Origin of the sequence: Cytobacillus kochii (assembly GCF_044790165.1) — a bacterium.
Taxonomy (GTDB): Bacteria; Bacillota; Bacilli; order Bacillales; family Cytobacillaceae; genus Cytobacillus; species Cytobacillus kochii.
This window is the reverse complement of record NZ_CP085254.1, coordinates 4,532,473-4,556,220: the sequence shown is the minus strand read 5'-3', so window position 1 is coordinate 4,556,220 and position 23,748 is coordinate 4,532,473. Positions and strand designations below refer to the sequence as shown.

Annotated in this window: 21 protein-coding genes; 15 read left to right on the top strand and 6 right to left on the bottom strand. The window is 38.5% G+C overall.

Annotated features, from left to right (window positions below):
- Nucleotides 1-5 precede the first annotated feature (5 nt).
- The 6 genes from walK to LG276_RS23105 all read left to right on the top strand — a co-directional run bounded on the left by walK (nt 6) and on the right by LG276_RS23105 (nt 6,601).
- Entirely contained in the window at nt 6-1,832 is a 1,827-nt protein-coding gene (walK, locus tag LG276_RS23130) for a cell wall metabolism sensor histidine kinase WalK (RefSeq protein ID WP_095371357.1), read from the top strand.
- The gene (locus LG276_RS23125; RefSeq protein WP_095371358.1) at nt 1,829-3,160 is read left to right on the top strand and encodes a YycH family regulatory protein; all 1,332 of its coding nucleotides are present in this window, start codon (nt 1,829-1,831) and stop codon (nt 3,158-3,160) included. Before walK ends, LG276_RS23125 begins: the two co-directional genes overlap by 4 nt.
- An 18-nt stretch (nt 3,161-3,178) precedes the next feature.
- Complete coding sequence (locus LG276_RS23120) at nt 3,179-3,985, top strand: two-component system regulatory protein YycI (RefSeq protein ID WP_095371359.1); 807 nt, start codon at nt 3,179-3,181, stop codon at nt 3,983-3,985.
- Between the two features lie 9 nt (nt 3,986-3,994).
- Nucleotides 3,995-4,789 carry an MBL fold metallo-hydrolase gene (locus LG276_RS23115; protein ID WP_341098236.1) on the top strand — a complete coding sequence of 265 codons (795 nt, stop codon included), beginning with the start codon at nt 3,995-3,997 and terminating at the stop codon, nt 4,787-4,789.
- A gap of 329 nt (nt 4,790-5,118) precedes the next feature.
- Nucleotides 5,119-6,336 (top strand): S1C family serine protease, encoded by a 1,218-nt coding sequence (locus LG276_RS23110; protein WP_224936994.1) that lies wholly within the window; start codon nt 5,119-5,121, stop codon nt 6,334-6,336.
- Nucleotides 6,337-6,439: 103 nt separating this feature from the next.
- Nucleotides 6,440-6,601 (top strand): CxxH/CxxC protein, encoded by a 162-nt coding sequence (locus LG276_RS23105; RefSeq protein WP_404293063.1) that lies wholly within the window; start codon nt 6,440-6,442, stop codon nt 6,599-6,601.
- A 135-nt stretch (nt 6,602-6,736) separates the two neighbouring features.
- Here LG276_RS23105 and LG276_RS23100 read toward each other — a convergent pair whose 3' ends face one another.
- The 3 genes from LG276_RS23100 to LG276_RS23090 are packed head-to-tail and all read right to left on the bottom strand — an operon-like array spanning nt 6,737 to nt 9,214.
- Nucleotides 6,737-8,380: a carboxypeptidase-like regulatory domain-containing protein gene (locus tag LG276_RS23100; protein ID WP_404293061.1), complete on the bottom strand. Its 1,644-nt coding sequence runs from the start codon at nt 8,378-8,380 to the stop codon at nt 6,737-6,739.
- On the bottom strand, nt 8,370-8,672 hold the full coding sequence (locus tag LG276_RS23095) for a hypothetical protein (RefSeq protein WP_224936991.1): 303 nt from the start codon (nt 8,670-8,672) through the stop codon (nt 8,370-8,372). Before LG276_RS23095 ends, LG276_RS23100 begins: the two co-directional genes overlap by 11 nt.
- On the bottom strand, nt 8,669-9,214 hold the full coding sequence (locus LG276_RS23090) for an RNA polymerase sigma factor (protein ID WP_224936990.1): 546 nt from the start codon (nt 9,212-9,214) through the stop codon (nt 8,669-8,671). The genes LG276_RS23095 and LG276_RS23090 overlap by 4 nt, the downstream gene beginning before the upstream one ends.
- A 175-nt stretch (nt 9,215-9,389) precedes the next feature.
- Here LG276_RS23090 and rlmH point away from each other — a divergent pair, with 175 nt between their 5' ends.
- The 7 genes from rlmH (at nt 9,390) to LG276_RS23055 (ending at nt 19,538) form a co-directional block, all read left to right on the top strand.
- Nucleotides 9,390-9,869, top strand: a complete 480-nt coding sequence (gene rlmH, locus LG276_RS23085) for a 23S rRNA (pseudouridine(1915)-N(3))-methyltransferase RlmH (protein WP_404293059.1) — start codon at nt 9,390-9,392, stop codon at nt 9,867-9,869.
- A gap of 529 nt (nt 9,870-10,398) precedes the next feature.
- Nucleotides 10,399-11,367 (top strand): DUF4822 domain-containing protein, encoded by a 969-nt coding sequence (locus LG276_RS23080; protein WP_404293057.1) that lies wholly within the window; start codon nt 10,399-10,401, stop codon nt 11,365-11,367.
- A 57-nt stretch (nt 11,368-11,424) separates the two neighbouring features.
- Nucleotides 11,425-12,876, top strand: coding sequence for a sensor histidine kinase (locus tag LG276_RS23075; protein ID WP_404293055.1), 1,452 nt, complete (start codon nt 11,425-11,427; stop codon nt 12,874-12,876).
- A 15-nt stretch (nt 12,877-12,891) separates the two neighbouring features.
- The gene (locus LG276_RS23070) at nt 12,892-13,617 is read left to right on the top strand and encodes a response regulator transcription factor (protein WP_340977047.1); all 726 of its coding nucleotides are present in this window, start codon (nt 12,892-12,894) and stop codon (nt 13,615-13,617) included.
- Between the two features lie 76 nt (nt 13,618-13,693).
- The gene (locus LG276_RS23065) at nt 13,694-14,290 is read left to right on the top strand and encodes an ankyrin repeat domain-containing protein (RefSeq protein ID WP_404293053.1); all 597 of its coding nucleotides are present in this window, start codon (nt 13,694-13,696) and stop codon (nt 14,288-14,290) included.
- A 213-nt stretch (nt 14,291-14,503) separates the two neighbouring features.
- Nucleotides 14,504-17,080, top strand: coding sequence for an MrcB family domain-containing protein (locus tag LG276_RS23060; RefSeq protein WP_404293051.1), 2,577 nt, complete (start codon nt 14,504-14,506; stop codon nt 17,078-17,080).
- The gene (locus tag LG276_RS23055; RefSeq protein WP_404293049.1) at nt 17,052-19,538 is read left to right on the top strand and encodes a DUF2357 domain-containing protein; all 2,487 of its coding nucleotides are present in this window, start codon (nt 17,052-17,054) and stop codon (nt 19,536-19,538) included. The genes LG276_RS23060 and LG276_RS23055 overlap by 29 nt, the downstream gene beginning before the upstream one ends.
- A 114-nt stretch (nt 19,539-19,652) precedes the next feature.
- Here the strand turns inward: LG276_RS23055 and LG276_RS23050 are convergent, their stop codons facing one another.
- Nucleotides 19,653-20,291: a nitroreductase family protein gene (locus LG276_RS23050; RefSeq protein WP_307318977.1), complete on the bottom strand. Its 639-nt coding sequence runs from the start codon at nt 20,289-20,291 to the stop codon at nt 19,653-19,655.
- 117 nt (nt 20,292-20,408) lie between these two features.
- On the opposite strand from LG276_RS23050, the gene LG276_RS23045 reads away from it, so the two are divergent.
- Nucleotides 20,409-20,768, top strand: a complete 360-nt coding sequence (locus tag LG276_RS23045) for a MerR family transcriptional regulator (RefSeq protein WP_095371373.1) — start codon at nt 20,409-20,411, stop codon at nt 20,766-20,768.
- A gap of 266 nt (nt 20,769-21,034) precedes the next feature.
- A complete protein-coding gene (locus tag LG276_RS23040; RefSeq protein ID WP_404293046.1) occupies nt 21,035-21,922 on the top strand; it encodes an AbaSI family restriction endonuclease in 888 nt (295 codons plus the stop codon).
- Nucleotides 21,923-22,003: 81 nt separating this feature from the next.
- Here LG276_RS23040 and LG276_RS23035 read toward each other — a convergent pair whose 3' ends face one another.
- Both LG276_RS23035 and LG276_RS23030 read right to left on the bottom strand, forming a co-directional pair.
- Nucleotides 22,004-22,822 carry an alpha/beta hydrolase fold domain-containing protein gene (locus LG276_RS23035; RefSeq protein ID WP_404293044.1) on the bottom strand — a complete coding sequence of 273 codons (819 nt, stop codon included), beginning with the start codon at nt 22,820-22,822 and terminating at the stop codon, nt 22,004-22,006.
- A complete protein-coding gene (locus LG276_RS23030; protein WP_404293042.1) occupies nt 22,819-23,691 on the bottom strand; it encodes a DUF1672 family protein in 873 nt (290 codons plus the stop codon). Before LG276_RS23030 ends, LG276_RS23035 begins: the two co-directional genes overlap by 4 nt.
- Nucleotides 23,692-23,748 lie beyond the last annotated feature (57 nt).

Genomic DNA, 23,748 nt, shown 5'->3' with positions numbered 1-23,748 from the left:
AGAACATGAACAAGGTAGGATTTTTTCGATCAATTCATCTGAAATTCGTCATTATATATGTGTTGCTCATCCTCATTGCCATGCAAATTGTCAGTGCTTATTTCGTCAGGCAATTAGAGGATACGTTAAACGCTAACTTTAAAACAACGATTGAAAACCAGATGAAGCTGCTATCTTATTATTTAGAAGAACAATTTGTGAAAGAACGAGTGCCGGAAGACGGTGATGCCACATTGGAGGTGGACCTGCGCAGACTATTGCAGGACTACAACACTGATGATATTAGTGAAGTCGCCGTTATTGAGGGCACGTCTATGAGAGTGCTAGGGACATCGAATGTTTCTGATCAATCAAAGGTTGGTCAGAAGATGTCTAATGCGCTTATTCGTACGTCAATTAAAAACGGTCAACCGAATGAACAGGATAGTGTCATTAATGGCAAGCGAGTATGGATCTACATTAAACCAATTATTATTGATAATGACGTAAAAGGTGTTATTTATGTCACGTCTAAAATTGAGAATGTCTATACACAGATGAGGGAGATTATCAAAATCTTCTCAACAGGTACAGCAATTGCTCTTATTTTAACCGCTGTGCTCAGTGTGTTACTTGCGCAAACCATTACAAGACCTATCACCGATATGAGAAAACAAGCGTTAGCAATGGCAAAAGGAAATTATTCTAGAAAAGTAAAAATCTATGGCCAAGATGAAATTGGTCAATTAGCTATGACCTTTAATAGTTTGACTAGAAAGCTGCAGGAAGCACAAGCTACCACTGAAGGGGAAAGAAGGAAACTATCATCGGTCCTCACCTTTATGACAGATGGCGTTATTGCCACTGACCGCAAAGGGCGTGTCATTCTCATCAACGAACCTGCTGCAGAAATGTTGCATGTTTCACGTGAAACAGTCTTATCTAATTCAATTGTTTCATTATTAGGGTTGGAAGAAGACTACACATTTGAAGAGCTACTTGAAGAAAGAGAATCGGTTATCTTAGATTATAGTGATGAAAAGAGCAATCTTATTTTAAGGGCCAATTTTTCAGTTATTCAAAAGGAAACAGGCTTTATTAATGGACTTATAACCGTTTTACATGATATTACCGAGCAAGAAAAAATTGAAGAAGAGCGCCGCGAATTTGTGGCTAACGTTTCACATGAGCTAAGAACACCACTAACGACCATGCGCAGTTATTTAGAAGCATTAACAGATGGAGCGTGGCAGGATAAAGAGATTGCTCCGAATTTCCTTGATGTCACTCAAAATGAGACGGAGCGTATGATTCGTTTGGTTAATGATTTATTGCAGCTATCGAAAATGGACAGTAGCGATTATCAATTAAATAAAGAGTGGGTTGATTTCACACAATTCTATAACCGAATTATTGATCGCTTTGAGTTCACGAAACAACAAAATGTCACTTTCGAACGTAGGGTGCCAACAACGGCTGATTTTGTTGAGATTGATACAGATAAACTCACTCAGGTACTTGATAATATCATCTCCAATGCGATGAAATACTCACCTGAAGGAGGAAAGATTACCTTCAGTATTGAAGAACAAGAGGGGTATTTAATCATAAGCGTTGCTGATGAAGGCATGGGTATACCGAAAGAAAATGTATCAAAAATCTTTAATCGTTTTTATCGTGTAGATAAAGCAAGAACAAGAAAATTAGGAGGAACGGGATTAGGACTAGCGATTGCCAAGGAAATGGTAGAAGCGCACGGTGGTGAAATTTGGGCGGAAAGTATTGAAGGAAAAGGAACAACGATCTCCTTTAGCTTGCCGTATATCCGTTCCGAAGAGGATGATTGGGAATGACCTATGAGAAGATAAAGAATATCCTATTAATTATCTTAGTAGGTTGTAGTATCTTATTGACGTTTAATTTATGGACGTATCGACCTAATTTAACGCCTGTCGAGAACCCAGGACAAGCGATTGAACCGATAGGAGATGACAAAGAGTATAGTGAAGTCATTAGACCTAGTCAGCTTATTCATTTCTACGATGATAAGAAAATTGGAACAACCTTATCTGCGGAAATCGACCAAATCACTAATGATATGAACAAATGGGAACTATTAAATCTAGCTAATGTCTCCAACGATATCGGTTCATTACATGAATGGATAGAAGAGTCAGGACATTCTATAATGGTCTACCCAGATGACGTTTCACTTAATGCTTTTCGCGAAGTCATGCCCAATATTGATAAGAACGCTACCGATTTTTCATTTGACACAATGATGATTGACACGACTTCTATAGAGGATGATGTCGGTTTAGCCTATTTTATATCGAGAGATCAAGGTACGGTCTACCGTGGAGAAGTGCAAGGTCCATCGATGGCTGATTTCCGTACGAAGTATTACGAGACGGCCAGTGAAGATGAAGATTTCTATTCGCTTCTTGGTTATAAGGGCCAGAATGATCGCGTGATTTATGTACCGGATGAGCATATTCCTGTATCGACACAACGCATCTATTTAATGGATAAAATCAAACCACGTACATTGATGGAGTCATTATTTAGTGATCCATCTGTTGTACAAGAGAGTACAACTCAACCATCCATGATTGAATATACCGATAGTACGAGTATTATGCGTGTCTATGAAGATCGCAATATGATTTCTTATAAAAACATCTCTTCTGTTGTTGGTGATGAGTTTGTTGGGATGAATCTACTGCGACGAAGCATTGATTTTATGAATGCACATAAGGGCTGGACAGGCAATTATCGTTACTTTGAAGAGGTACCAGAGAGTAATAAGGTTGTCTTCCGATTATTTCATAACCAACAAGGAATTCCCATTTTTAGTGATTATCATCGAGCGAAGATAGAAGTAGAGCTTGGCGATACAGACATTAATGAATATACACGTAGCAACTTCGCACTCGGAACAATTGTAAGTGGTGGGGAGGAAAGCCGTTTACTATCCGGTAAAGAAGTCATCGAAGAGATCGAGCAGCTGCCTAATTTTGAGCGTAACTTGCTGCAAGATGTAACGGTGGCTTATGAGATGAAGGTAGAAAAGAATGTGGCTACAACTAATTCGGAAATCATCAATTTGCAGCCAGCTTGGTATTATCGTTATAATAATGAGTGGAAGAAGTTTACCAAGGATGAATTTATACCAAATTGAGGCAGGAGGGGAAAGTAGATGGATTGGAGCAAAATAAAAACCATTTTTATACTGACCTTTCTTGTGCTCAATGTCTATTTATTGTATGAGTACTTTACTGTCGTCCAAGCAAAAGAACAAGAAACGGAATTTCCTTTATCAAGCACGTTAGAAGAAAAATTAAAGGATGATGACATTTCGTACGACGCAAATATTTTTACGACAGAAGAAGTCAGTGGCCAGTTGTTACGGGCAACTCCTAAAGAGTTTGAAAAAGATGAATTGAAGAGCCTGAATGGAGAAGACATTAAGGTTGATGGCGGTGTCGAGTATATATTTGATGTCAATAAGCCATTGATGAAAGTAAGTGAAGACTTTGATCCAAAGGAATTAGAGTCCTTTATTCAGAGTCAAGTCTTATACGGTAATGAGTATCGTTTTTGGGAGAAGAAAGGCAATACCATTACGTATTATCAAACATACCAAGAGAAAATCATCTACCAAAATAAAAATGCTGAACTAACCTTCTTCTTAAATGAAAATAATGAAATTGTCTCTTATACACAAACATACTTGGAAACAATTGAACCAATTGAGGATGATCAAAAATTGATCAAGCCGCCATCTGAAGCATTATCTTCTCTATACAATAGTGGCAAGATCCCGTCTGGAAGTAAAGTATCAGAACCAGAGCTTGGGCTTCATACGTATGTCGATATGAGTAATCTTCAAGTATTAACACCAGCTTGGCGCTTCGTCATTGATGGTGAATACAGTCTATATGTACACGGATTCGAGCTAAATGTACTCGAACTAAATAAAAATGAGAATAAAACAATGGAGTGAGAGAAACCTATGTCTTTTCAATTTAGCGTTCTCGCGAGCGGCAGTACGGGGAATGCCATTTTTGTAGAGACCAACACCCACTCCTTTTTAGTGGATGCTGGCCTCAGTGGCAAGCAAATGGAAGCATTATTTAAAGAAATTGATCGTGATATGAGTCGTTTAGACGGGATACTTGTGACACACGAGCATAGTGACCATATAAAAGGTGTCGGTATTGTTGCAAGGAAATATGGGCTCCCGATCTATGCCAATGAAAAAACTTGGCAGGCGATGTCTCCGTTAATTGGACAAGTCCCAACAGATCAGAAATTCACCTTTGATATGGAAACCGTAAAAACCTTCGGCGACCTCGATATTCAATCATTCGGCGTCTCACATGATGCAGCCGAACCGATGTTTTACGTTTTTCATCAAGGCGAGAAGAAACTTGTGCTCATCACAGATACGGGGTATGTAAGTGATCGCATGAAGGGACTTATTTCAAACGCCGATGCCTATGTATTTGAAAGTAATCATGACGTGCAAATGTTAAGAATGGGACGTTACCCATGGAATATTAAACGTCGGATTTTAAGCGATGTCGGCCATGTCTCCAATGAAGACGCGGCGATTGCGATGAGCGAAGTGGCCGGTGATCGCACGAAAGGCTTTTATCTTGCCCACCTAAGTCAAGATAATAATATGAAGGACTTGGCACGCATGGCTGTCGCACAAACACTTGAAACAAAAGGCATACGCGTCGGAGAGCGATTCCAGCTCTTTGATACAGATCCGAAAAAACCTACAGCTTTAACAGCTGTTTAAGGCAAGAAATAATGGGTAGAAGGAAGGGGAGGCTTAGATGCTACCCCTTCCTTTTTTGCGCTTTTTACCAAATCAGAAAGAAAGTATGAACAAATTCGTAAGATTTTCTTGTCTTATGCATTTTAGTATTTGTCTTTTTTCATCTATGCGTATAATAATAGTAGCGGAGTAAGCCTCTACACGTTTCATCAGGTAATCTTTCTCATTCCTAGTATGTTTCTAATGAAGAAGAGTTATGATAACACTAGGGAAAAAAGAGACCTCATTTTTTATAAAAATAGAAGGATATATCTTAAAAAAGAAAATGGAATGAAAGGGTTGGTTGTGTAATGGGCTATTATGATGATCATTATAATCGAGAGGGACGCACCAAAAAGGGAAGTAAAGCAGGTTACATATTCTCTAGTCTTGTCGGTGTCATTATCGGTGCATTGCTCGTTTTATTCGTTGTTCCCCAAATGAACGGGGGCTCTAATGGGGGAGAAACATTAGGCTTATCAAACACAGATGAAAACAGCCAAGTAGAAACGAAAAAAGTATCGGTAGATGTGGAAACAGAAATCACATCAGCAGTCGAAAAGGCAAGAGGAGCGGTTGTTAGCATCTCCAACATCCAATCGGCAGGCATGTGGTCGAATGGTCAAAATGGTGAAAGCACACAAGGAGTAGAAGCAGGCTCTGGCTCTGGTGTCATTTATAAGAAAGAGGGGGACCATGCCTTTATCGTGACGAATCACCATGTCGTCGACGGTGCGGAGAGGCTTGAAGTCAATCTCTTTAATGGTGAGAAAATTGCTGCTGAGCTCGTAGGATCCGACGTATGGACAGACCTAGCTGTACTTGAAATAGATGGCTCGATTGTAGAGGATGTCGCAGAATTTGGTGATTCAGACGCTCTATCAATTGGTGAGCCTGCGATTGCTATCGGAAATCCACTCGGTCAATTTGAAGGCTCAGTCACAAAAGGGATTATTTCCGGCTTAAATCGGACCGTACCAGTCGATATCGATCAAAACGGTACAGTCGATTGGAATGCTGAAGTCCTACAAACAGATGCAGCCATTAACCCAGGAAATAGCGGTGGGGCACTCGTCAATATTAGCGGACAAGTCATCGGCATTAACTCGATGAAAATTGCTGAATCCTCCGTGGAAGGCATTGGGCTTGCCATTCCGATTAATTTTGCGCAAACGGTCATCAGTGACTTAGAACAGCATGGTGAAGTGAGAAGACCATATATGGGCGTACAAATCGCTTCAGTAAGTGATATCCCTGCCTATTATCAAGAAGAAGCGTTAAAACTTCCGAAAGATGTAGAAAATGGTGTAGTTGTGAGCGGAGTCGAGCCAAATGGTCCAGCTGCAGAAGCAGGACTGAAAGAAATGGATGTCATTGTTGAGCTAGATGGCGAAGAAATTACCGATGTCTTAGATTTACGCCACCATTTATATGGTCAGGACGTAGGAGATGAGATGAAGGTGAAGTATTATCGCGAAGGTAAATTAGCAGAAACAACAATGGCCTTAAAAACCGAGAATACATTCTAAATTCATCCACAGGAAAGTGAAGGCATCACTTTCCTGTTTTTTTTAGTTTTGATAAGATGAGATGTGGATAAATTATAAATAGATAAACGAGGAGGCACCGAAGATGATTTATAGCTGCGAAGAACATATTGATATCGCCATCGATACCATTGTAGACGAACACGAAACCTTCCCAGTGTTAACAAAATGTGCACCAGAAGAAAACTTATCAACAACCTGTGAATTCTGCCCCAACCAAGCCATATATATGGTGGCGAACAAATAATCCCATACAAGATGTGGATAGAAAATGTGGATATGTGGATAACTTCTGTGGATATTCTGTTTATGGTGTGAGGATGAGCTGTGTATATCTTTTAGGAAGCAAATAAAAGCACCTGTTAGAAGGTGCTTTTGTTATTCATTCATCTAATTCCTCTAATCGCTTAATCATTCGTTCACTATGTTTATCCTCGGGATTTACCTTATATGCCTCCAATGCTTCAGTAAATTTCTTATCCAATAATAGTTCATCGGCTTCAGTTAATGTTCTCGTTTTTAAGTAAAAAAAGGGAAGATGACCGATCGTATCATTACCTAAGCGGTAGCCGTTGCTCCTCGTTAGTAATTCATCATTTTCATCGAAAGCGTCGACAGACCAAGAAAAGCGGTTGTTTGGGTTGGTGAAAGCGAGTAATGTAATAGGATCAACAGAATTTGGCTCATCACCTGATATAGAGAGTCCCACGGTATGGTCATATAAGTCTTCAACCGGTACATCTATTTTGTTAGTTGCAATATGTGAGCGAAAGGGGCTACTCATCGAACCAGATCCATCATCTATATCGACAGCGAGATGTAGTTGATAATAGGCAGCCCCCTTTACCGGTTCCCAAGAAAAATGCACCGTTTCCGTTGTGATTTTTGCCTGATTAACCGGTGAATCAAGCTCAATTAATGGACGAAGGGTGATATCCTTCGTGACTTCAAGCTGATCGCCAGCTGTTAGCCAATCATCCATCGTAGAAGGATACGTCCATCCATCAATCTGATCAAAAGAAAACCCAAGAATCACCTGATAACGTCCTGATTCAACAAAGTTCCATTCATAAAAGCCATCTTTATCTGTCGTCGTAAAATAACGTTCGTCCCCAAGAGCGCCATAATGAATGTCTGATTCATTTCGCAAAATAACCCCAACATTGGCCGCAGGTTTGCCGTCACTATACATAATTCTACCTTTTACGGTACTAGTAGTCGGGTTACTGATGCTACTTTCTATTCGATCCTTAAGTGATACCAATGACTCGTATACGTCAGTCGTATATTCTGACTCTATTGTGTCATCATTCTCTTCAGCTTGTTTATATTCATTTAAAATGACATTCAGTTGTTCACGAGCTTCTTGCAACTTCCCTTGTTTCATCGCGATTTCTACTTGTCTTTGCCCGATTTTAGCGTGCCAATAATAATCGCCTTTCTCCAGTTTTTCATCAAATGTCTCTAACAGTTGGTTTGCTTCTGTATATTCTTTGTGATTAATCGCAAAGTCGACCCGTTCTAGTTGTAGATCATTATAATAGAGACTATAGGAGCTAGCGGTACGTTCGGACGCTTGATCCAAAGTCTGTTTAGCAAGATCGGACTGATTCATCTCTTCATAATAGGACGTAAGCTGTTTGACGGCTAGAACGAAGTAATCATCAAGAGGTCCTTCTTTTACATATTGCTTCAGATAAGGTAATTTTTCTTTCCAAGTAAAGTGGATGGTCGGTTGGTCTAATTGCACCTCTGAGTAAGATGGCGCAGCAAAGACATTAAACCGCTCAACTGGTTGTATGAGCATATATTCTTGAATGATGTTCCATTTTTGCGTTTCAAAAACTGTATCATCTTCAAGTGTTTGCAGTAAGGCAACCTTAGCCTCAGAATATCCTTGGTCAGCTTGTTTTTTCGCATTATAAATATTCCATTGTGGGATAATCAAAAAAATCATCGTAGCAATAAGTAGAAGAAAGGCAACAACCAGATAGACGAGCTGCTTCACTTGTAGTTTAATTTTCATATTTCTTAACCAGCTTTTCAAAATCTTCTTTCCAATACACGTTGCCACCGATTTTAATCGTCTCATTGTTTTCCCTCGTCGTGTAACTAATCTCGTTGCCGGCAAAAGTTAAACCAGACAGCAATACAATCATCATCCCAAAAGCTGCAACCGGAAGGAGGGGAATCTCAATCTCCTTATGCCAAAGGGAGTTCAATCTTTGTTTCCACGTTGGTTTGCCCATTCGGTCCATTACATTTCTTTGCTTGGTGAAACGAAGGTGTTCTAACTCCTTATCGAGTTGTTTTTTCATATGCCGATACTCCCTTCAGGAAGAATTTCTTTTAAAAGCAGTCGTGCTCGCTTTAACTTGGATTTGACTGTGTTCTCATTGGTTTTCGTAAATAAGGCGATGTCTTTAATCTTCATTTCGTTAAAGTAAAATAATGTAATGACTTCACGATATTTATAGTCTAATTGTTGAATGCTAGTGCTGATGCTCTCATGCAATTCAGAAAATAGCAGAGCATTTTCAGGATTCAATGTCTGACTGTCTGCTTTTGTTCTCTCAATCAAATCAAGAGGGGCAAGCAGCACTTTCCAACGCGATTTCCTCATTTGGGAGCGGCAGCGATTAAGAAGAATGGTCGTTAACCAACTTTTCAATTTCTCCTCATCCTCAAGCTGATCTATCTTTTGAAAAGCGATCACAAACGTATCCTGAACCGCCTCTTCTGCCAACTGATAATCCTTCAAAAGCAAGAAAGCGGTCCGTAGCAGATAATCCCCATACGCAGCCATCACTTCTAAATACGCCTCTTCTTCTTTCTGTTTCAAACGCTCAACAAGATGCAAAAATACCGCCCCTCCTCTCCTGGTAAAATCGAGTATAATACATAGATGCCAACAAGTTTGGAAAAGTTGCAAAAAGAAGGAAAAATTTTTCAGACCATAAAGAGGACCATCAATAAGTCAGCACACTTTATGGTAAACTAGGGGAAGAAAAAACAGCACGGAAGGAAGGCCAAGTATGAACATCACAATCGTATCCGTTGGCAAACTAAAAGAAAAATACTTAAAACAAGGTATCGACGAATATAAAAAACGCTTAAGCGCCTACGCCAAACTAACCTTAATCGAAGTACCAGACGAAAAAGCCCCAGAATCCATGAGTGCAGCCGAAATGGAAGAAGTCAAACGCAAAGAAGGCGACCGCATACTCGCCCACATCGCCCCAGACACCTTCGTCATCACCCTAGAAATCCAAGGCAACATGCTCACCTCCGAACAACTCGCAAAGAAACTAGACGACCTCGCCACCTATGGTAAGAGTAAAATTGCTTTTATTATCGGAGGATCACTCGGAACTAGTAAGGAAGTGGGGAGTAGGAGTGATCTGGCATTGAGTTTTTCGAAGATGACGTTTCCGCATCAGGTGATGAGATTGTTGTTGTTGGAGCAGATTTATCGGGGGTTTCGGATTAATCGGGGGGAACCTTATCACAAGTAAGTGCGGTTTATAAAGGTTTTAATTTGTAAACTAATAAGTATAAGAAAGTCAAAAACTAAGAATGAATATACTAAGTGGATTTATTAGTTTTATATATATTTAATACTAGGAAAATTAAAGTTCCTGCAATAAGGAATATCAGAAGATACTCAACTGGTTTGAAAGCGATATAATCCATTGTAAATTCAAAGTATTAATAGAATGGCTTCAACATATATAAGTGCACAAGATCTTCGTCAGTTTATTCAGCTCCCATCATGTATAAATTAATTGCTTCCCGTAATGAATGTTGCAAATGTTGCTCTGTTTTAATAACTAATGAATTTTTAAAATTATTCAATTCCACAGTTTGGATGAAAAAGCATCTATTTGGTAGGTCTATTGAAAAAGCGCTGAGTTGAAAAATACACGGGTGGTAATGAGTAATGTGGTCAGGTTCGAATTTATAATTTGTTTATATTTGCGATATAAGGAGTTTAGAACTGCCTTTCATAATGAAGTATGAGAAATTGAAAGGGAGAGGATAAATATGAATAAAAAATTTAAATTTACATCATTGGCGATTTTTAGCTTAACCATTTTGGTGGCATGCAGCGACGAGACAGCAACGGAGATGGAGACAACTAATTCGACGGATGAGGTTGAGCAAACAGCACAAGTTGAGGAGAAAAGCCAGTTTACAAAAGGTCAGGAAATGATGAATCTATTAAGTAGTACAAATTGGCAAGGAACAAAAGTTTATGATCAAGATAACAATGATTTAACAAAGGAAAATGCAAACTTTATTGGCTTGGCTAAATATGATTCAGAAACAGGGCACTATGAGTTTTTTGATTCAGCAACAAAGGAGACACGTGGAGATGAAGGTACATTCTTCGTGACTAACGATGGAGAGAAGCGAATTTTAATTTCTAATACGATGCAATATCAAGCTGTTGTGGAGATGACGGAACTTAGCGAAGATATTTTCACATATAAGCGCATGGGGAAAGATGCAGCAGGCAATGATGTAGAAATTTTTGTTGAACATATTCCATACGAAGAAACAGAGTTAGCCTTTACAAATCCAGCGCAAACTTTAACGACCAAGACAGGGACGATATTGACAGACGTTGATGGTGATGAAGTTTTAGGCGAAACATTATGGCAAGGGACAAGGGTGATAGATGAGCAGGGGAATGATTTGACAGAGCAAAATGCCAACTTTATTAGCATTGCCAAATATAGCTCAGCAACAAATCAATATGAATTTTTCAATGTTGAATCAGGAGAGAGTCGGGATGATTTTGGTTACTTTGATGTGATTAATAGTAACAAAATGCGAGCACATGTATCACTAGGTGAAAATAAATATGGGGCTGCTTTAGAACTGACAGAATTAAACGATAACAAGTTCACGTATAAGCGCATGGGCAAAGATGCAGCAGACAATGACGTAACTATTTTTGTGGAACATGAGCCATATAACGGAGAATTTAATTTGAATTTTAGTTTTTAACAGGTAATATTTGAATATGCTTGATTTCTCTTTTGGAAATCGGGGAAGGTGGTCACTATGACAATAAAAAATCGATTTCTCATTTCATATATTGGTGGTATTTTTATTGCGAGTGTCTCCATTCTCATGATTTTATGTATTGCTTTTTACGTAACGACAGGATTTGTACCAACTCCGAAAACATTATATGAATCCTTTACGAAGCAACGTTCCCTGAGTCCAGAAGAAGAGCTTGCTTACGTAGAATTACGAGATATAGCCAAAAGTACGCCGGACCAACTATTAGAAGAGGATATGCGAAATAAATTACAGCAATTAGAGCATCAATCTCTCGGCCTTGTAATTCGTAAGGAAGAGGATATTTTATATTATTCGGAGGAGCTAGTTGAAAGGTCCCTTATTGTCCATTTTCCTGATTTTGATACAAATAATATTGAAACAAAGGGTACAGTTGATAACGCAGGTAGAATGTACCGTTACATTAAATTTGATTTTTATTACAGTGATCAGACTAAAGGTAGTATACTCGTGTTGAAGAAAGAAAATAGTTTTTTAGAGTTTCTGACTAGATGGGGAATGCTCATTATTTTGATCATTATGATAGTTTCGGTTGCAGTTATGCTGTTTTTAAATCATCAAATTCGCAAATCAATTATCAAGCCTATTGAAAGATTAGGGCAAATAATGTCCAGCATTCGGGACAGTGACATGATGATGCAGGCACCTACTTTGCCGGAAAATACTGCAAAAGAAGTCCAGCAGCTGACTGCAAATTTTGAACGAATGCGAGAGGCATTACTTGCTTCTATTGAGGAGAAGCAAAATCTAGAAAATAACCGGAAAGATTTAGTAGCGAGTATTTCACATGATTTGAAAACTCCGATTACCTCTATTATTGGTTATGTGGAGGGTTTGCAAGAGGGTGTTGCTGAAACACCGGAAAGGCAAGAAAAGTATTTAAAAACAATCCATTCCAAATCACTTGCCCTAAATCATTTAATAGAGGAGCTTTTTCTCTATTCAAAGCTTGATGCAGAGTCAGTACCATTTCGTTTTGAACGCACTTCATTGCCAGATTTTCTAGCACATGTAGTAGAGGAGTTTCAATTATCGAATCGACAGGTTCACATTAACTTGCGAGTTTCTGAGGAAGTGTATGCGCAGGTTGACCGAATGCATATGAACCGGGCGATTACGAATTTAATTGAAAATAGTATAAAGTTTCAAAAGGAGAAGGTGCCATTAGCTATTGTTGTGGAAGTGATTGTTTTGCATCGTTTTGTGCAATTAAATGTCAAAGATAACGGGCAAGGAATCTCAGAGGAGAAATTGCCATATGTATTCGATCATTTTTATCGCGGGGAGGAAGCGCGAACATCGACAACGGGCGGCAGTGGATTAGGACTAGCGATTGTGAAGCAAATCGTTGAAAAACATAAAGGTCAGGTGAAAGTTCAAAGTACGTTAAATGTAGGTACAACTGTAACCATTGTGTTGGAAAAGTCTTAAAGGAAGTGTTGAGAAATGGCAGCAGCATCAAGAATTTTAATTATTGAAGATGATATAAGTATTGCGGAATTGCAACGAGATTATTTAGAAATTCATTCAATTGAAGCAGATATTGTAACAGATGGTTTTGAAGGGATGACCCGTGCATTGAAAGAAGAGTATGACTTAGTCATTATTGATTTAATGCTACCTTCGATGAATGGCTATGAAATTTGTCGTCGTATTCGCGAAGTGAAAAATATATCGCTTATGATTGTTTCAGCAAAAAAGGAAGATATCGATAAAATTCGAGGGTTCGGTTTAGGTGCGGATGATTATTTAACAAAACCATTTAGTCCTAGTGAGTTGGTTGCACGTGTTCAAGCACATATGAAACGCTACAAACAATTAACAAACGTGGGACAACGGGTGGAGTTTATCGAAATGGGTAATATTGTTGTAGATAAAGCTGCACGTAAAGTTTTTGTACTCGGCAACGAGATTACTTTTACAACCAAGGAGTTTGATTTACTCGTATTTTTTATGGAACACCCGAATCGTGTATGGACGAAGGAACAGCTTTTTCGCCAATTATGGTATATGGATGATTTGGATGGTGATGTATTCACTGTTGTTGTGCATATCGGGCGCATTCGAGACAAATTAAAAAAGGGGAAACTATCAGATCTACCGATTGAAACCATTTGGGGCAGCGGTTATCGTTTTAATCATACAATCACTCCTTGGGAAGAGAGGTTTTAATTTGAAATTTATTATAGGGCTTTTGCTTGGATTTTTATTCCTAGTTGCAGGCTGTAATGATGAGGAGGGAAGGGAAATGACACATCAATCTGGTGAATTACTTCAAGCTGTTGAAGCTAATAATCTTGAAAAAGTACAGGATATTTTAAAAGATGCTTCTTATCCAATTAATGAAACCAATGAAAAAGGCGAAACACCGTTGTTAATTGCTACTCATAAAAATTATATTGAAATCGCAAAAGCTCTAATTAATGAAGGGGCAGATGTTAACAAACAAGATGTGCTCCAAGATAGTGCTTATTTATATGCAGGCGCACAAGGAAAAACGGAGATTTTAGCTTATATAATTGAAAACGCAAAACCTGATCATCAAGTGTACAATCGCTATGGTGGCAATGCATTAATTCCAGCTGCTGAGAAAGGACATTTACCTAATGTAAAGTTACTTTTAGCAGATGGGAATGTGGATATAAATCATCAAAATAACTTTGGTTATACAGCCTTAATTGAAGCAGTCGCATTAACAGATGGTTCAAAAGTATATCAGCAAATTGTACAGGAATTGTTAGTTTACAATGCTAACAAAGAGCTTCGTGATGACAATGGTATGACGGCATTGGATTATGCTAAAGATAGAGGATACACAGAGATGATTGAGTTGTTGGAGAAATAGATTATTACTGTATCAGTTGGAAAATAAAGACCCACATAGGTTACTAACGGAAAACCGTATCATAAGTATCAAGACCACCTATTCTTATACTATAAAACAATAGTACATTATATTTATTTGTTACTTTAGAAGCTATTCACTCAATTGAATGGCTTTTTTATTATAGTATAATATATACAAATAATTGGATCGATCTGTAAACGGAGTGAAGAAATGATTGAGCAACTTATTATTGAATTATCAAAACGAATAAAATACATCAAAACCTCAAATATACATAAAATTACAAAGGTGGACAATCAAGGAATACATATAGAAACAGAATCATCCAGGGATGAATACAATAGAGGTGAAAGGCATTCTCCGTATGTAGACATCGATTTTAATTTTATATTGAAAGAGTGGGGAGCATTTACTAAAGAACGGACAATCACTGTCGATAAGGTTAGGACAGAAAGAGAAAAAAGTACGTTCATTCTATCTTACTTCGCCCAACTACCTTTTGTTGAATTATTGAAACAAGGTGATTATGAGACAATCAAGTTAAAGGAATTCAAGACTGATGAGTTACCGAATGAGCAATATGAAAAGGTAATCACCTTCTTAGATGAAGTGACAATTGGGAAATACGACACTGAACAGCTCAGTAAGCAAGTCGAAGGTAATTTATATAGGGTTAAGTCAAGAGCCAGGCAGGATGCAAAATTATTAGGTTTGGTGAATGAGTTTAATGAGATCAATCAAAGTCAGTTCGATGCTTATAAGGCAGCGGAAAATAAAGGTGATTTTGTAAAGAAGATCATTATGAATCAAGGGTATTTTAGAGTAGCCCTTATTTGCCTTGATTTATTAAGACATCTACCTAAAAGGGACAAAAGGCTGGCTCTTGAAGAACTTGGTATGCTAATTGTACGGAATTCTAGGGGTGAAAACCTAATGGTAGAGTCGGTAGCTAAAGAGAGAACGCACAATTTATTAATATGGTTACAAAGTACAACTTTAATTGATAAAGAGTGGAATCCAACAGAGCCTTATTTTGACACTTTAAATAAAAAGGAGCAGATCATGTCTCAAAATATACGAGAGAAATTAATCAGGATTGCGAATCAATATTTAGCTGCAAAGAGGGAAGCTTTCGGGGGGCACCAATTGGGACCCTTTGTTCGAAGTGAGGTGACTGCGGCTATACATAACCTTCCTTTTATTGACCCTTCCGAATATGTTGTGACTGGATCGGTGGGGCAAGGGAACTGGGCGGCTGTTCCTTGGATAGCGATCATGAATCGTAAAATTACTGTTTCGACGCAGAGGGGTTATTATATTGTTTATTTGTTCAGTGAGGATATGCAGAGTATCTATCTTACATTGGCCCAGGGGATAACGGAAACTTCTAAGGAGGAGATGCTGAGAATCAAAGCTCAGATGAGGGAGTCTATTCCCGCAACTAGCAAGGTTAAGATTGATGATCATATTAATCTGGGAGAGAGTAAGAAGGCAAAGGGCTATGCGTTATCTACCGCAGCATATATTCGTTATGATGTGGATCAGGTGCCAGGAGAAAATGTGATTTTGGATGATTTAAGAAGCATGATCGAGATATATGAGCATTATATTTCGTTGAATGACCGTACTATTTATGAAGACCCTTCAAACAATAGTGATGAGGAAATAATTAGGGAGACAAGCTATGAATTCTTGCCTACTAAGGATTTGATCAACCATATCTATTCTTACATACAAAACAAAGGGTTTTATTATCCGAAAGAGGAAGTCATCAACTTATATCTTTCTTTGAAAACCAAGCCGTTTGTGATTCTTTCCGGTATTTCTGGAACGGGGAAAACTAAGATGGTGCAATGGTTTGCTGAGAGTGTTGGTGCGAATGAGAAAAATGGGCAGTTTACGTTGATTCCTGTGCGGCCTGATTGGAGCGATGGTTCTGATTTATTAGGTTATGTAGATATTAAGGGAGATTTTAAAGAAGGTCCTTTAACAAAAGCCATTAAAGCAGCACATAAGCATCCTGACCTGCCTTATTTTGTTCTTTTAGATGAAATGAACTTAGCGCGGGTTGAGTATTATTTCAGTGATATTCTCAGTGTCATGGAGAGTCGTCGGTTGGAGGATGGGAAGGTGGTTACATCTGCTTTATTATCGGAAGAGGTTGCGAATGAGGTGATTACACTGCCTAATAATCTATTTGTAATCGGGACCGTTAATATGGATGAAACGACACATCCGTTTAGTAAAAAGGTGTTGGACCGTGCGAACACAATCGAGTTTAATCGTGTGGAGTTGGATCATTTATCTTTCCTTCAAGACCTTGAAGAAGCCGAGCCTGTGGTGATAGGGCAGAGTCAACTGGCTTCAAAGTATTTACATTTGAAGGATCTTTATCGGGAAGATACGGAGATGATTGAGAAAGCTACAGCTGAGCTCGTGAGGATTAATCAGTCTCTCCAGCTAATTAATGCCCATATTGGTTACCGGGTGAGGGACGAAATCTCGTTCTATCTGGCGTATAACAAGGAAGGGGAGTTAATGACCTTTGAGGAAGCGTTTGATCATTGTATTCTTCAGAAGATCTTGCCACGTTTATCCGGAAGTGATGCTAGAATTGATCAGTTACTAAGGGAACTATATCAACTATTCACGAATACGGCGTATCAGGACGATGAAAATGCCTCGTTCGACGTAGAGAGTGCGCTGTACTCTAGAAGCGCCAGGAAGGTGGTTGAGATGCTGAGGAGGTTACAGGCAGATGGCTTTACATCCTTCTGGGTATCGTGATGATGTTGAACTGGTGAAGATCGAAACGGAGGATATGTCTCTTGTGGTGAAAGGTAAGCCGTATCACGAGCGATATGAAGGGTTGAAACAATACCGGGCAATGGATCGGCATGATGTCATGCAGTTTTCTGTTCATGGCGAAAAAGTAAGGCAGGTATTGATTTATAATATTGAAACGCAATTGCTTCAGGAATCTTCACAATTACGGCCGATTTTTTTCGAGAATGGTGTGTATCAAGTCATCGTCGTGCCGAAGACAAAGAGGGAATTGTCCTTTTACCATGAGCATCGGGGCTTAAGACAAGCCGTCGCTAAGGTAGAGATAGCTGGTACTTATATGTTGATGGGTAACTTACGATTCCAGAATGAAGTCGGGTTAACTACTTTTGAAATTAGGGATGGTAGTCAAAAGCTGTTAGATGTGACGCTAGAGGTGTTTCCAGCAAAACTTGATTATCGAAATGACTATAAAAAGCTTCTAGAAGAGGTGAACGATGAAATTTATAATCTCGCCTTCCATTTCATTCGCAAAACTTATTTAGGGGCTAGATTAAAACTTGAGGGCAAGCCTTCAAGAAGTGAATTTTACCGTCTCATTAGTAAGCATTTTGATCAGTTCATTCAAGCTGTTAACCAGATTGAACGACAGCCACATCACCTCTTACACAAAACGTATGAAAAAGTAAGGGGAGACCAATTAAATAAATTAGACACGAGAAGTCGAACCTATTTGCAGAAAAGGCCGCATTTGTTTACGGAGGTTAACAAGGGCATATCAATTCATAACGATCACAAAACATTTATGCCTATCGAAGGTCTTCGTGTGAAAAAAGAACTTACCTATGATACGTTGGAAAATCGTTATGTGAAATGGATGATGCAGCGGGTAACTCATAAGCTCTATGATTTACTGGAGGCATTAAGACATCGAGGGACGAGATGGGAAATCGAAGCGGATCCGGACCTTTTAGACAAGTTGATTGAGATGATTAAGCAATTAGAAGCGAAGCAAAAAAGCCCCTTTTGGAAAGGGATTAAAAAACTGGATCGCTCCATTCATAGTTTAGTGCTGCAGATGGCACCCGGCTATCGAGAAGCCTTTCAAATTTATTTGACCGTATCCAAAGGATTGATGCTACAAGGAAAACTGTATCAAATGTCGGTAAAAGACGTAGCCACGCTTTATGAATATTGGACATTCTTGAAGCTTGGGCAAATCCTTGATAAGAAGTATCAACTGATCAGTCAAGATATCATCCAGGTCAACAGGGACGGGTTGTTTGTTAATCTGGAAACGAACCGTTCAGCAACGAGAAAATACAGGCATCCTTTTACGAAAGAGGAAATTATTCTAACATACCAAAAGTACGAAAGCGGTTTGCCAACCATTCCACAAAAGCCAGATACGATGCTCAGTATTGCGAAAAAAGGCAAGGATTTTACCTATAATTATGTATTCGATGCCAAATATCGCATCGATTACGCCCAAGATGGCAGTTATTATCAAAATCGATATAAGCACCCCGGGCCACTTGAGGATGATATAAACACAATGCACCGTTATCGAGATTCGATTGTAGCCTACAATGAGGGGCCGTATGAACGAACGTCCTTTGGCGCCTATGTCCTTTTTCCGTGGTCCTATGAAGAGCTGTACCAAAATCATCACTTCTATAAGAGCATTGATAAAGTCAATATTGGTGGCTTGCCATTTATCCCTAATGCAACAGGCTTAGTCGAAAAATTTGTAGAGAGACTGATCGAAAAAAGCCCTGAAGAAATCCAACAAGAAGGCATCTTACCAAGAGGGGCATTAGAAGAATGGCATTCCAATTTGGAAGAGAAAGTGCTTGTTGGCCTTGTGAAAGATCGAGAAGAGTATATTCAATCTAAACAGACAGGCAGCTATCGTATTCCTATCACTAAGCTTAAATCAGGCTGGCAAGAGACAAAGTATATCGCTCTTTACGTAAAAAAAGGTGTTTTAGAGCAAAACGGAGTCATCTGCTATGGCAGGGCCAAAGAAATAAGACCTGAAAAAGTAGGCAACGAAGAATACATGCAATTTGAAGTGGACCATTGGATCAACTGCAACCCAATCATTAAACCTGTGGGCTACGGTTTGGCTGTCTATATGCAGACCACATTAAATCATTTGAAAGAGTCGACAGAGCTCCCAGAACTATTTATGAAATCGAAAGAAGAAAAAACGCTCTGGAGAATGCTAAGAAGGGTCTCCGATAAAATATCTATTGAACTGGACTCAGTAGAAATCGATATAGCAACTAAGGTAGAAGAATACAGGATTAAGAATGTTTTAATCAAAATCAATAAAGACAAAAGGGAAGTGTCTCTGATAGGGAAAGATGATCAGAAAACAGTTAGTCTAGATACTTTGCAAAGGAATCCTTCTTTTGTTTTTAGGGAGTTGGTTGGTTTGTTAGGGAGGGAATCATAAACACACCAATCAAACTCTGTTTCAACATGAAATGGAAGGGAAGTGAGAAGGAGCATTCCCACTATTAGTAGGAAACTTCTTCTCTTTTTTTGCACTTCTAATGGATTGTCAGGTTTATCTCCAAAACGAAATTTTGTCAGTACTTAATCGAATGGATTCGTATCCAGCTACTTTGGCTTTACCAATTGAAAGGATCATTACGGGAGTATATCGTTCTTCATCCAATTCAAAAGTTTTTGCTAGCTGATCTGCTTCAAATCCCGCCATTGGATTTGTATCATATCCGTGCGCACGAGCTACTAACATTAATTGCATTGCAAAGAGACTACTATCGATTTTTGCAATTTCAACTTTCATTTCTTTTGATAGTGTTGGATAGATTGATAGAATGGTCTCGAGTTGGCTATTTCTCACTTCAGGCGGCATTTTCCCTTGTTCTACAGCTGTATTAAATATTTCTTCTGCATACAAATAGCTTTTTGTATCACCAAAAATTAATAACATGGCAGAAGAAGTATCATTTTGTAATGTATTGAAACGTACAAGAGGTTTAAGTTTTTCTTTTCCTTCGGGAGTATCTACAACAACTACACGCCAAGATTGCATATTTGCAGAGGATGGCGCCAAACTAGCTTCCGCAATAATCTCGCTTAACTCTTCTTGCGATATTTTAAAATCTTCATCATAATGACGAACAGAACGCCTTCCTTTGACTATATCGACGAAATCGTTATTCAGAATATGGTTGAACATAAAATCGCTCCTTTTGATAACTTTAGATTATTTTGACATTTTATATGCCATTGGTTATCATAAGCACATTATGAACTATGAACCTAGGTTTATAGCAATAAAAAAAGAGGTCATATGATGAAAATAAATGAAGTTTCGAAATTAACGGATTTGCCCATATCCACATTAAGATTCTATGAACGCAAAAATCTAATTCCTGACTGTTATATTGAGCGAGATGTAAATAATTATCGCGTATATGCTGAAGAAATTGTGGAGTACCTTGAGGATGTAAAAGCACTTCTATGCGCAGATTTTTCAATAGAAGAGATAAGTATGATGGTCAATCAACAAATGAACTTATCATACGATGAAAAGAAAACAATCGTTGAACAAAAAATCAAAGAAATAGATGATATCAGGAAACAATTAACCAAATCAAAAAAGTTTTTGCAGGACATTTTGGAAGGGAAAGCAGCGTTTCAGACAAAGTGTTGAGGAAATTATTATTTCTCAACATACTCCTTATTTTAATTGTTGTGCCTCTCGGCCGAATGTGGTTTGGTACAAAGACGCAGGAGAAGCAATCAGGTGAATTCGGTGATGCAAGGCTAGATGGGATTATTAAAGAGAATACCTTGGGATTAGAATTGATTTCCCTTCAGGCAAAAAAGGTTGAGAAAAAAATTATTCGGAAGATCAGAGATCCAGTACATAGTTCCTAATGATAGTATTTACATAAGCAGATTAAAAGGGGTAGAGAAATGAATAAGCGTGATTACTTAATAAAGACTTTCTCAAGAACCAAAAGGAAAGACTATGAAAACTATATTTTAACGGCGATTTGGCATAAGTTGGACAATATGAATATTAAACCTGTAAGTCAACAATATGTGAAGCGGCAAAATGGGCGATATGCTTTGATGGACCTTTATTTTCCCCAATTAAAGATAGGGATAGAAGTAGATGAAGCCTATCATCTAAATAATCATACAGAAGACAATTTACGTATGGATGATATTATTTCTGCGGTTTATGAGGAATCTATTGAGGATTTTCAAGTGTATAGAATGGATGCGACGAAATCTATAGATGAGATAAATGCTAGAATCCACGAAGTCGTATCTATTATTAAAAATAAAGCGGCGGTAGTGAAAACGACATTGAATTGGATGACATATGAAGAAGAATTAAGCGAATTAAAACAAAAAGAATATCTCTCTATTTACGATAATGTGCAATTCAAGGACATAAAAGATATCGCCAATACTGTATTCGGTAAGAATGCTAAGAGGTATCAATTGAGCTATTTTCGAGTGATAGATAAAACCTGGTTATGGTGTCCGAAACTCTCCATCGTAGAAAACGGGGATACAAAATCAGTTGCCAGCGGTTGGTTAAATCTATTGGCAGAAGATTGGACATACATAGATGAATCTCACCAGGACGTTGCCATCGCCAAAGAAAGAACAAAAAATTATATGGAAGAAATGAATGTAGGTCGAGAAAGAGCTGTATTTGCAAAATACAAAAATAATCTCGGCTTTAATAGTTATCGATTTGTAGGTGTCTTCAAAATTTCAGGGGTTTCTCCTGATAATGACGAGTTTCTTAGGTATGATCGTATAAGTGAACGGGTTAGAATTGTTTAATTGTATTTGTAGAAGTGGTCAGGTGGAGAAGGGGTATAATTGTATATTCCCCCATTTAATCCCAATTCCTATAAGTGTATATTATAGTTTTCTATTAAACAACGACTGATCAAAAAAAGCCAAAATCATCTCTAATATCATTGTGATTGTTATATTTCCACCCTCCATCCCATGGTCAGCGCCTTTAACAGTTAGAAGCGCAGCATTAGGGAGGTTTTCATATATTAATCGGGCTTGAGAGACCGGAACGATTTTATCGTCTTCACCATGTATGATTAGAAAAGGTATGTTCTTGCTTTTGTCGTTGATGTATGGGATAGGGTTTGTTTTTTTGGCAAGTTCCGCATTTTTTTGAACGGTTATTTCTCCAATAAGTTTGGCTTCATGAGAATTTTCTAGATCATGCCATCCGCCCATTTTGAGTATATCAATAGGGGCTGAAACTGTAACTACACAATTTATATGAGTCGGGTAATGAGGATGCCTTGATTCTCCTTCTAATTCATCATTTCCAATAGATGTCGCTAAGAGAGCTGAGAGGTGACCGCCTGCGGAATGTCCCCAGACCCCTATTTTTTCAGGATGAATATGGTAGTTTACATGATTAGCTCTTAACCAGCGGACGGCTGCTTTACAGTCATGAATTTGCGCGGGGAAAATTGCTTCACCACTCAATCTATAATTGATGTTGACGACAAAATAACCATTCTTAGCAAAATATGAATTCCATTCTCGACCACCTACTCCAGCTTTATCTCCACTGGACCAACCTCCACCATGAATATAAATGATTACCGGCATTGGTTCATCTGGAAGTTTGGTAGGGCGAATAATATCTAACATCAACGGTACCCCATTTACTTTACCGTATTCAATATCTTCAATAAGTACAGTAGTCATGAAAGCTCGCACTCCTCACTCTTATAATCCGGAAAAGCCCGCTTCAAAGAATTCTCCTTAGCGCCTTCACCAGATTCCGCATGAATGAAATGATCATTTAAATAGAAGCTATAGGTGCCTTTAGGAATATTGTTCATTTCCTCGAGGTCACTTATCACTTGTGTGAAAATCTCTTCACTTGGTTCTGCTTGTTGCTCTTTCATAAACAATTGGATATTAATTTGGAAGTTTTCTTTATCAAATAAGCTTTCCTCATACGCATCTCTTAGCGTTTCAATATTCGAATCGGGGTTTTGTAAATAAAGGTCATACACGGGTTTGATGGCGGCATCATCAGGGTCAGTAGAAATAAAATAATAAGGCGTAATAAAGCCATGTCCACCAACATTTTCAAGCGCTGCTTCTGTTTTACCAACCACTTTTCCTTCTGCAACCAATGACTCAAAGTAATCATCAAGCTTCTTGAACTCATTGCTAAAAATCATATGATATAACCCGCCCTTCATAGCGTTTTCTACTTGAAAGGCATCGGCTGAAATTTGCTCGGTCATTACTTTCTTTTCTTTTTCATCAATTGGTACAACAGCGTATGTATAAAAATGAGGTTCACCCACCGATTCCACAAAGACCGTGGCGGCATCTAATGCTCCGACTACATTGTGCACTACGACATCGGTTTGGTAGTTTTCTTGAAAAAGTGCGACTGCGGCCTTTTCAATTTGTTCTCGATGATCTTCGGCAATCTGCTCGGTTTCTTTTCCGTATGGTAAGGCATAGCCTTCACCGTTGTATTCCGCCACACTTACTAAGGCGTCATCAGAAGCATTTGTCTCACTCGTGTCAGTTGGATTAGAACATCCACCCAACATGATGATTATTCCCAGACACCAAAGAGAAATCTTAGAGATAGGCACCATTTTTGTTTA

What these genes read in the sequence shown, in the direction of transcription:
- LG276_RS23030 (WP_404293042.1), bottom strand. Translation starts at nt 23,691, where the DNA reads ATGTTGGGTGGATGTTCTAATCCAACTGACACGAGTGAGACAAATGCT.
- LG276_RS23075 (WP_404293055.1), top strand. Translation starts at nt 11,425, where the DNA reads ATGACAATAAAAAATCGATTTCTCATTTCATATATTGGTGGTATTTTT.
- walK (WP_095371357.1), top strand. Translation starts at nt 6, where the DNA reads ATGAACAAGGTAGGATTTTTTCGATCAATTCATCTGAAATTCGTCATT.
- LG276_RS23125 (WP_095371358.1), top strand. Translation starts at nt 1,829, where the DNA reads ATGACCTATGAGAAGATAAAGAATATCCTATTAATTATCTTAGTAGGT.
- LG276_RS23065 (WP_404293053.1), top strand. Translation starts at nt 13,694, where the DNA reads ATGACACATCAATCTGGTGAATTACTTCAAGCTGTTGAAGCTAATAAT.
- LG276_RS23060 (WP_404293051.1), top strand. Translation starts at nt 14,504, where the DNA reads ATGATTGAGCAACTTATTATTGAATTATCAAAACGAATAAAATACATC.
- LG276_RS23040 (WP_404293046.1), top strand. Translation starts at nt 21,035, where the DNA reads ATGAATAAGCGTGATTACTTAATAAAGACTTTCTCAAGAACCAAAAGG.
- LG276_RS23120 (WP_095371359.1), top strand. Translation starts at nt 3,179, where the DNA reads ATGGATTGGAGCAAAATAAAAACCATTTTTATACTGACCTTTCTTGTG.
- LG276_RS23050 (WP_307318977.1), bottom strand. Translation starts at nt 20,291, where the DNA reads ATGTTCAACCATATTCTGAATAACGATTTCGTCGATATAGTCAAAGGA.
- rlmH (WP_404293059.1), top strand. Translation starts at nt 9,390, where the DNA reads ATGAACATCACAATCGTATCCGTTGGCAAACTAAAAGAAAAATACTTA.
- LG276_RS23045 (WP_095371373.1), top strand. Translation starts at nt 20,409, where the DNA reads ATGAAAATAAATGAAGTTTCGAAATTAACGGATTTGCCCATATCCACA.
- LG276_RS23095 (WP_224936991.1), bottom strand. Translation starts at nt 8,672, where the DNA reads ATGAAAAAACAACTCGATAAGGAGTTAGAACACCTTCGTTTCACCAAG.
- LG276_RS23070 (WP_340977047.1), top strand. Translation starts at nt 12,892, where the DNA reads ATGGCAGCAGCATCAAGAATTTTAATTATTGAAGATGATATAAGTATT.
- LG276_RS23110 (WP_224936994.1), top strand. Translation starts at nt 5,119, where the DNA reads ATGGGCTATTATGATGATCATTATAATCGAGAGGGACGCACCAAAAAG.
- LG276_RS23115 (WP_341098236.1), top strand. Translation starts at nt 3,995, where the DNA reads ATGTCTTTTCAATTTAGCGTTCTCGCGAGCGGCAGTACGGGGAATGCC.
- LG276_RS23035 (WP_404293044.1), bottom strand. Translation starts at nt 22,822, where the DNA reads ATGACTACTGTACTTATTGAAGATATTGAATACGGTAAAGTAAATGGG.
- LG276_RS23105 (WP_404293063.1), top strand. Translation starts at nt 6,440, where the DNA reads ATGATTTATAGCTGCGAAGAACATATTGATATCGCCATCGATACCATT.
- LG276_RS23080 (WP_404293057.1), top strand. Translation starts at nt 10,399, where the DNA reads ATGAATAAAAAATTTAAATTTACATCATTGGCGATTTTTAGCTTAACC.
- LG276_RS23055 (WP_404293049.1), top strand. Translation starts at nt 17,052, where the DNA reads ATGGCTTTACATCCTTCTGGGTATCGTGATGATGTTGAACTGGTGAAG.
- LG276_RS23100 (WP_404293061.1), bottom strand. Translation starts at nt 8,380, where the DNA reads ATGAAAATTAAACTACAAGTGAAGCAGCTCGTCTATCTGGTTGTTGCC.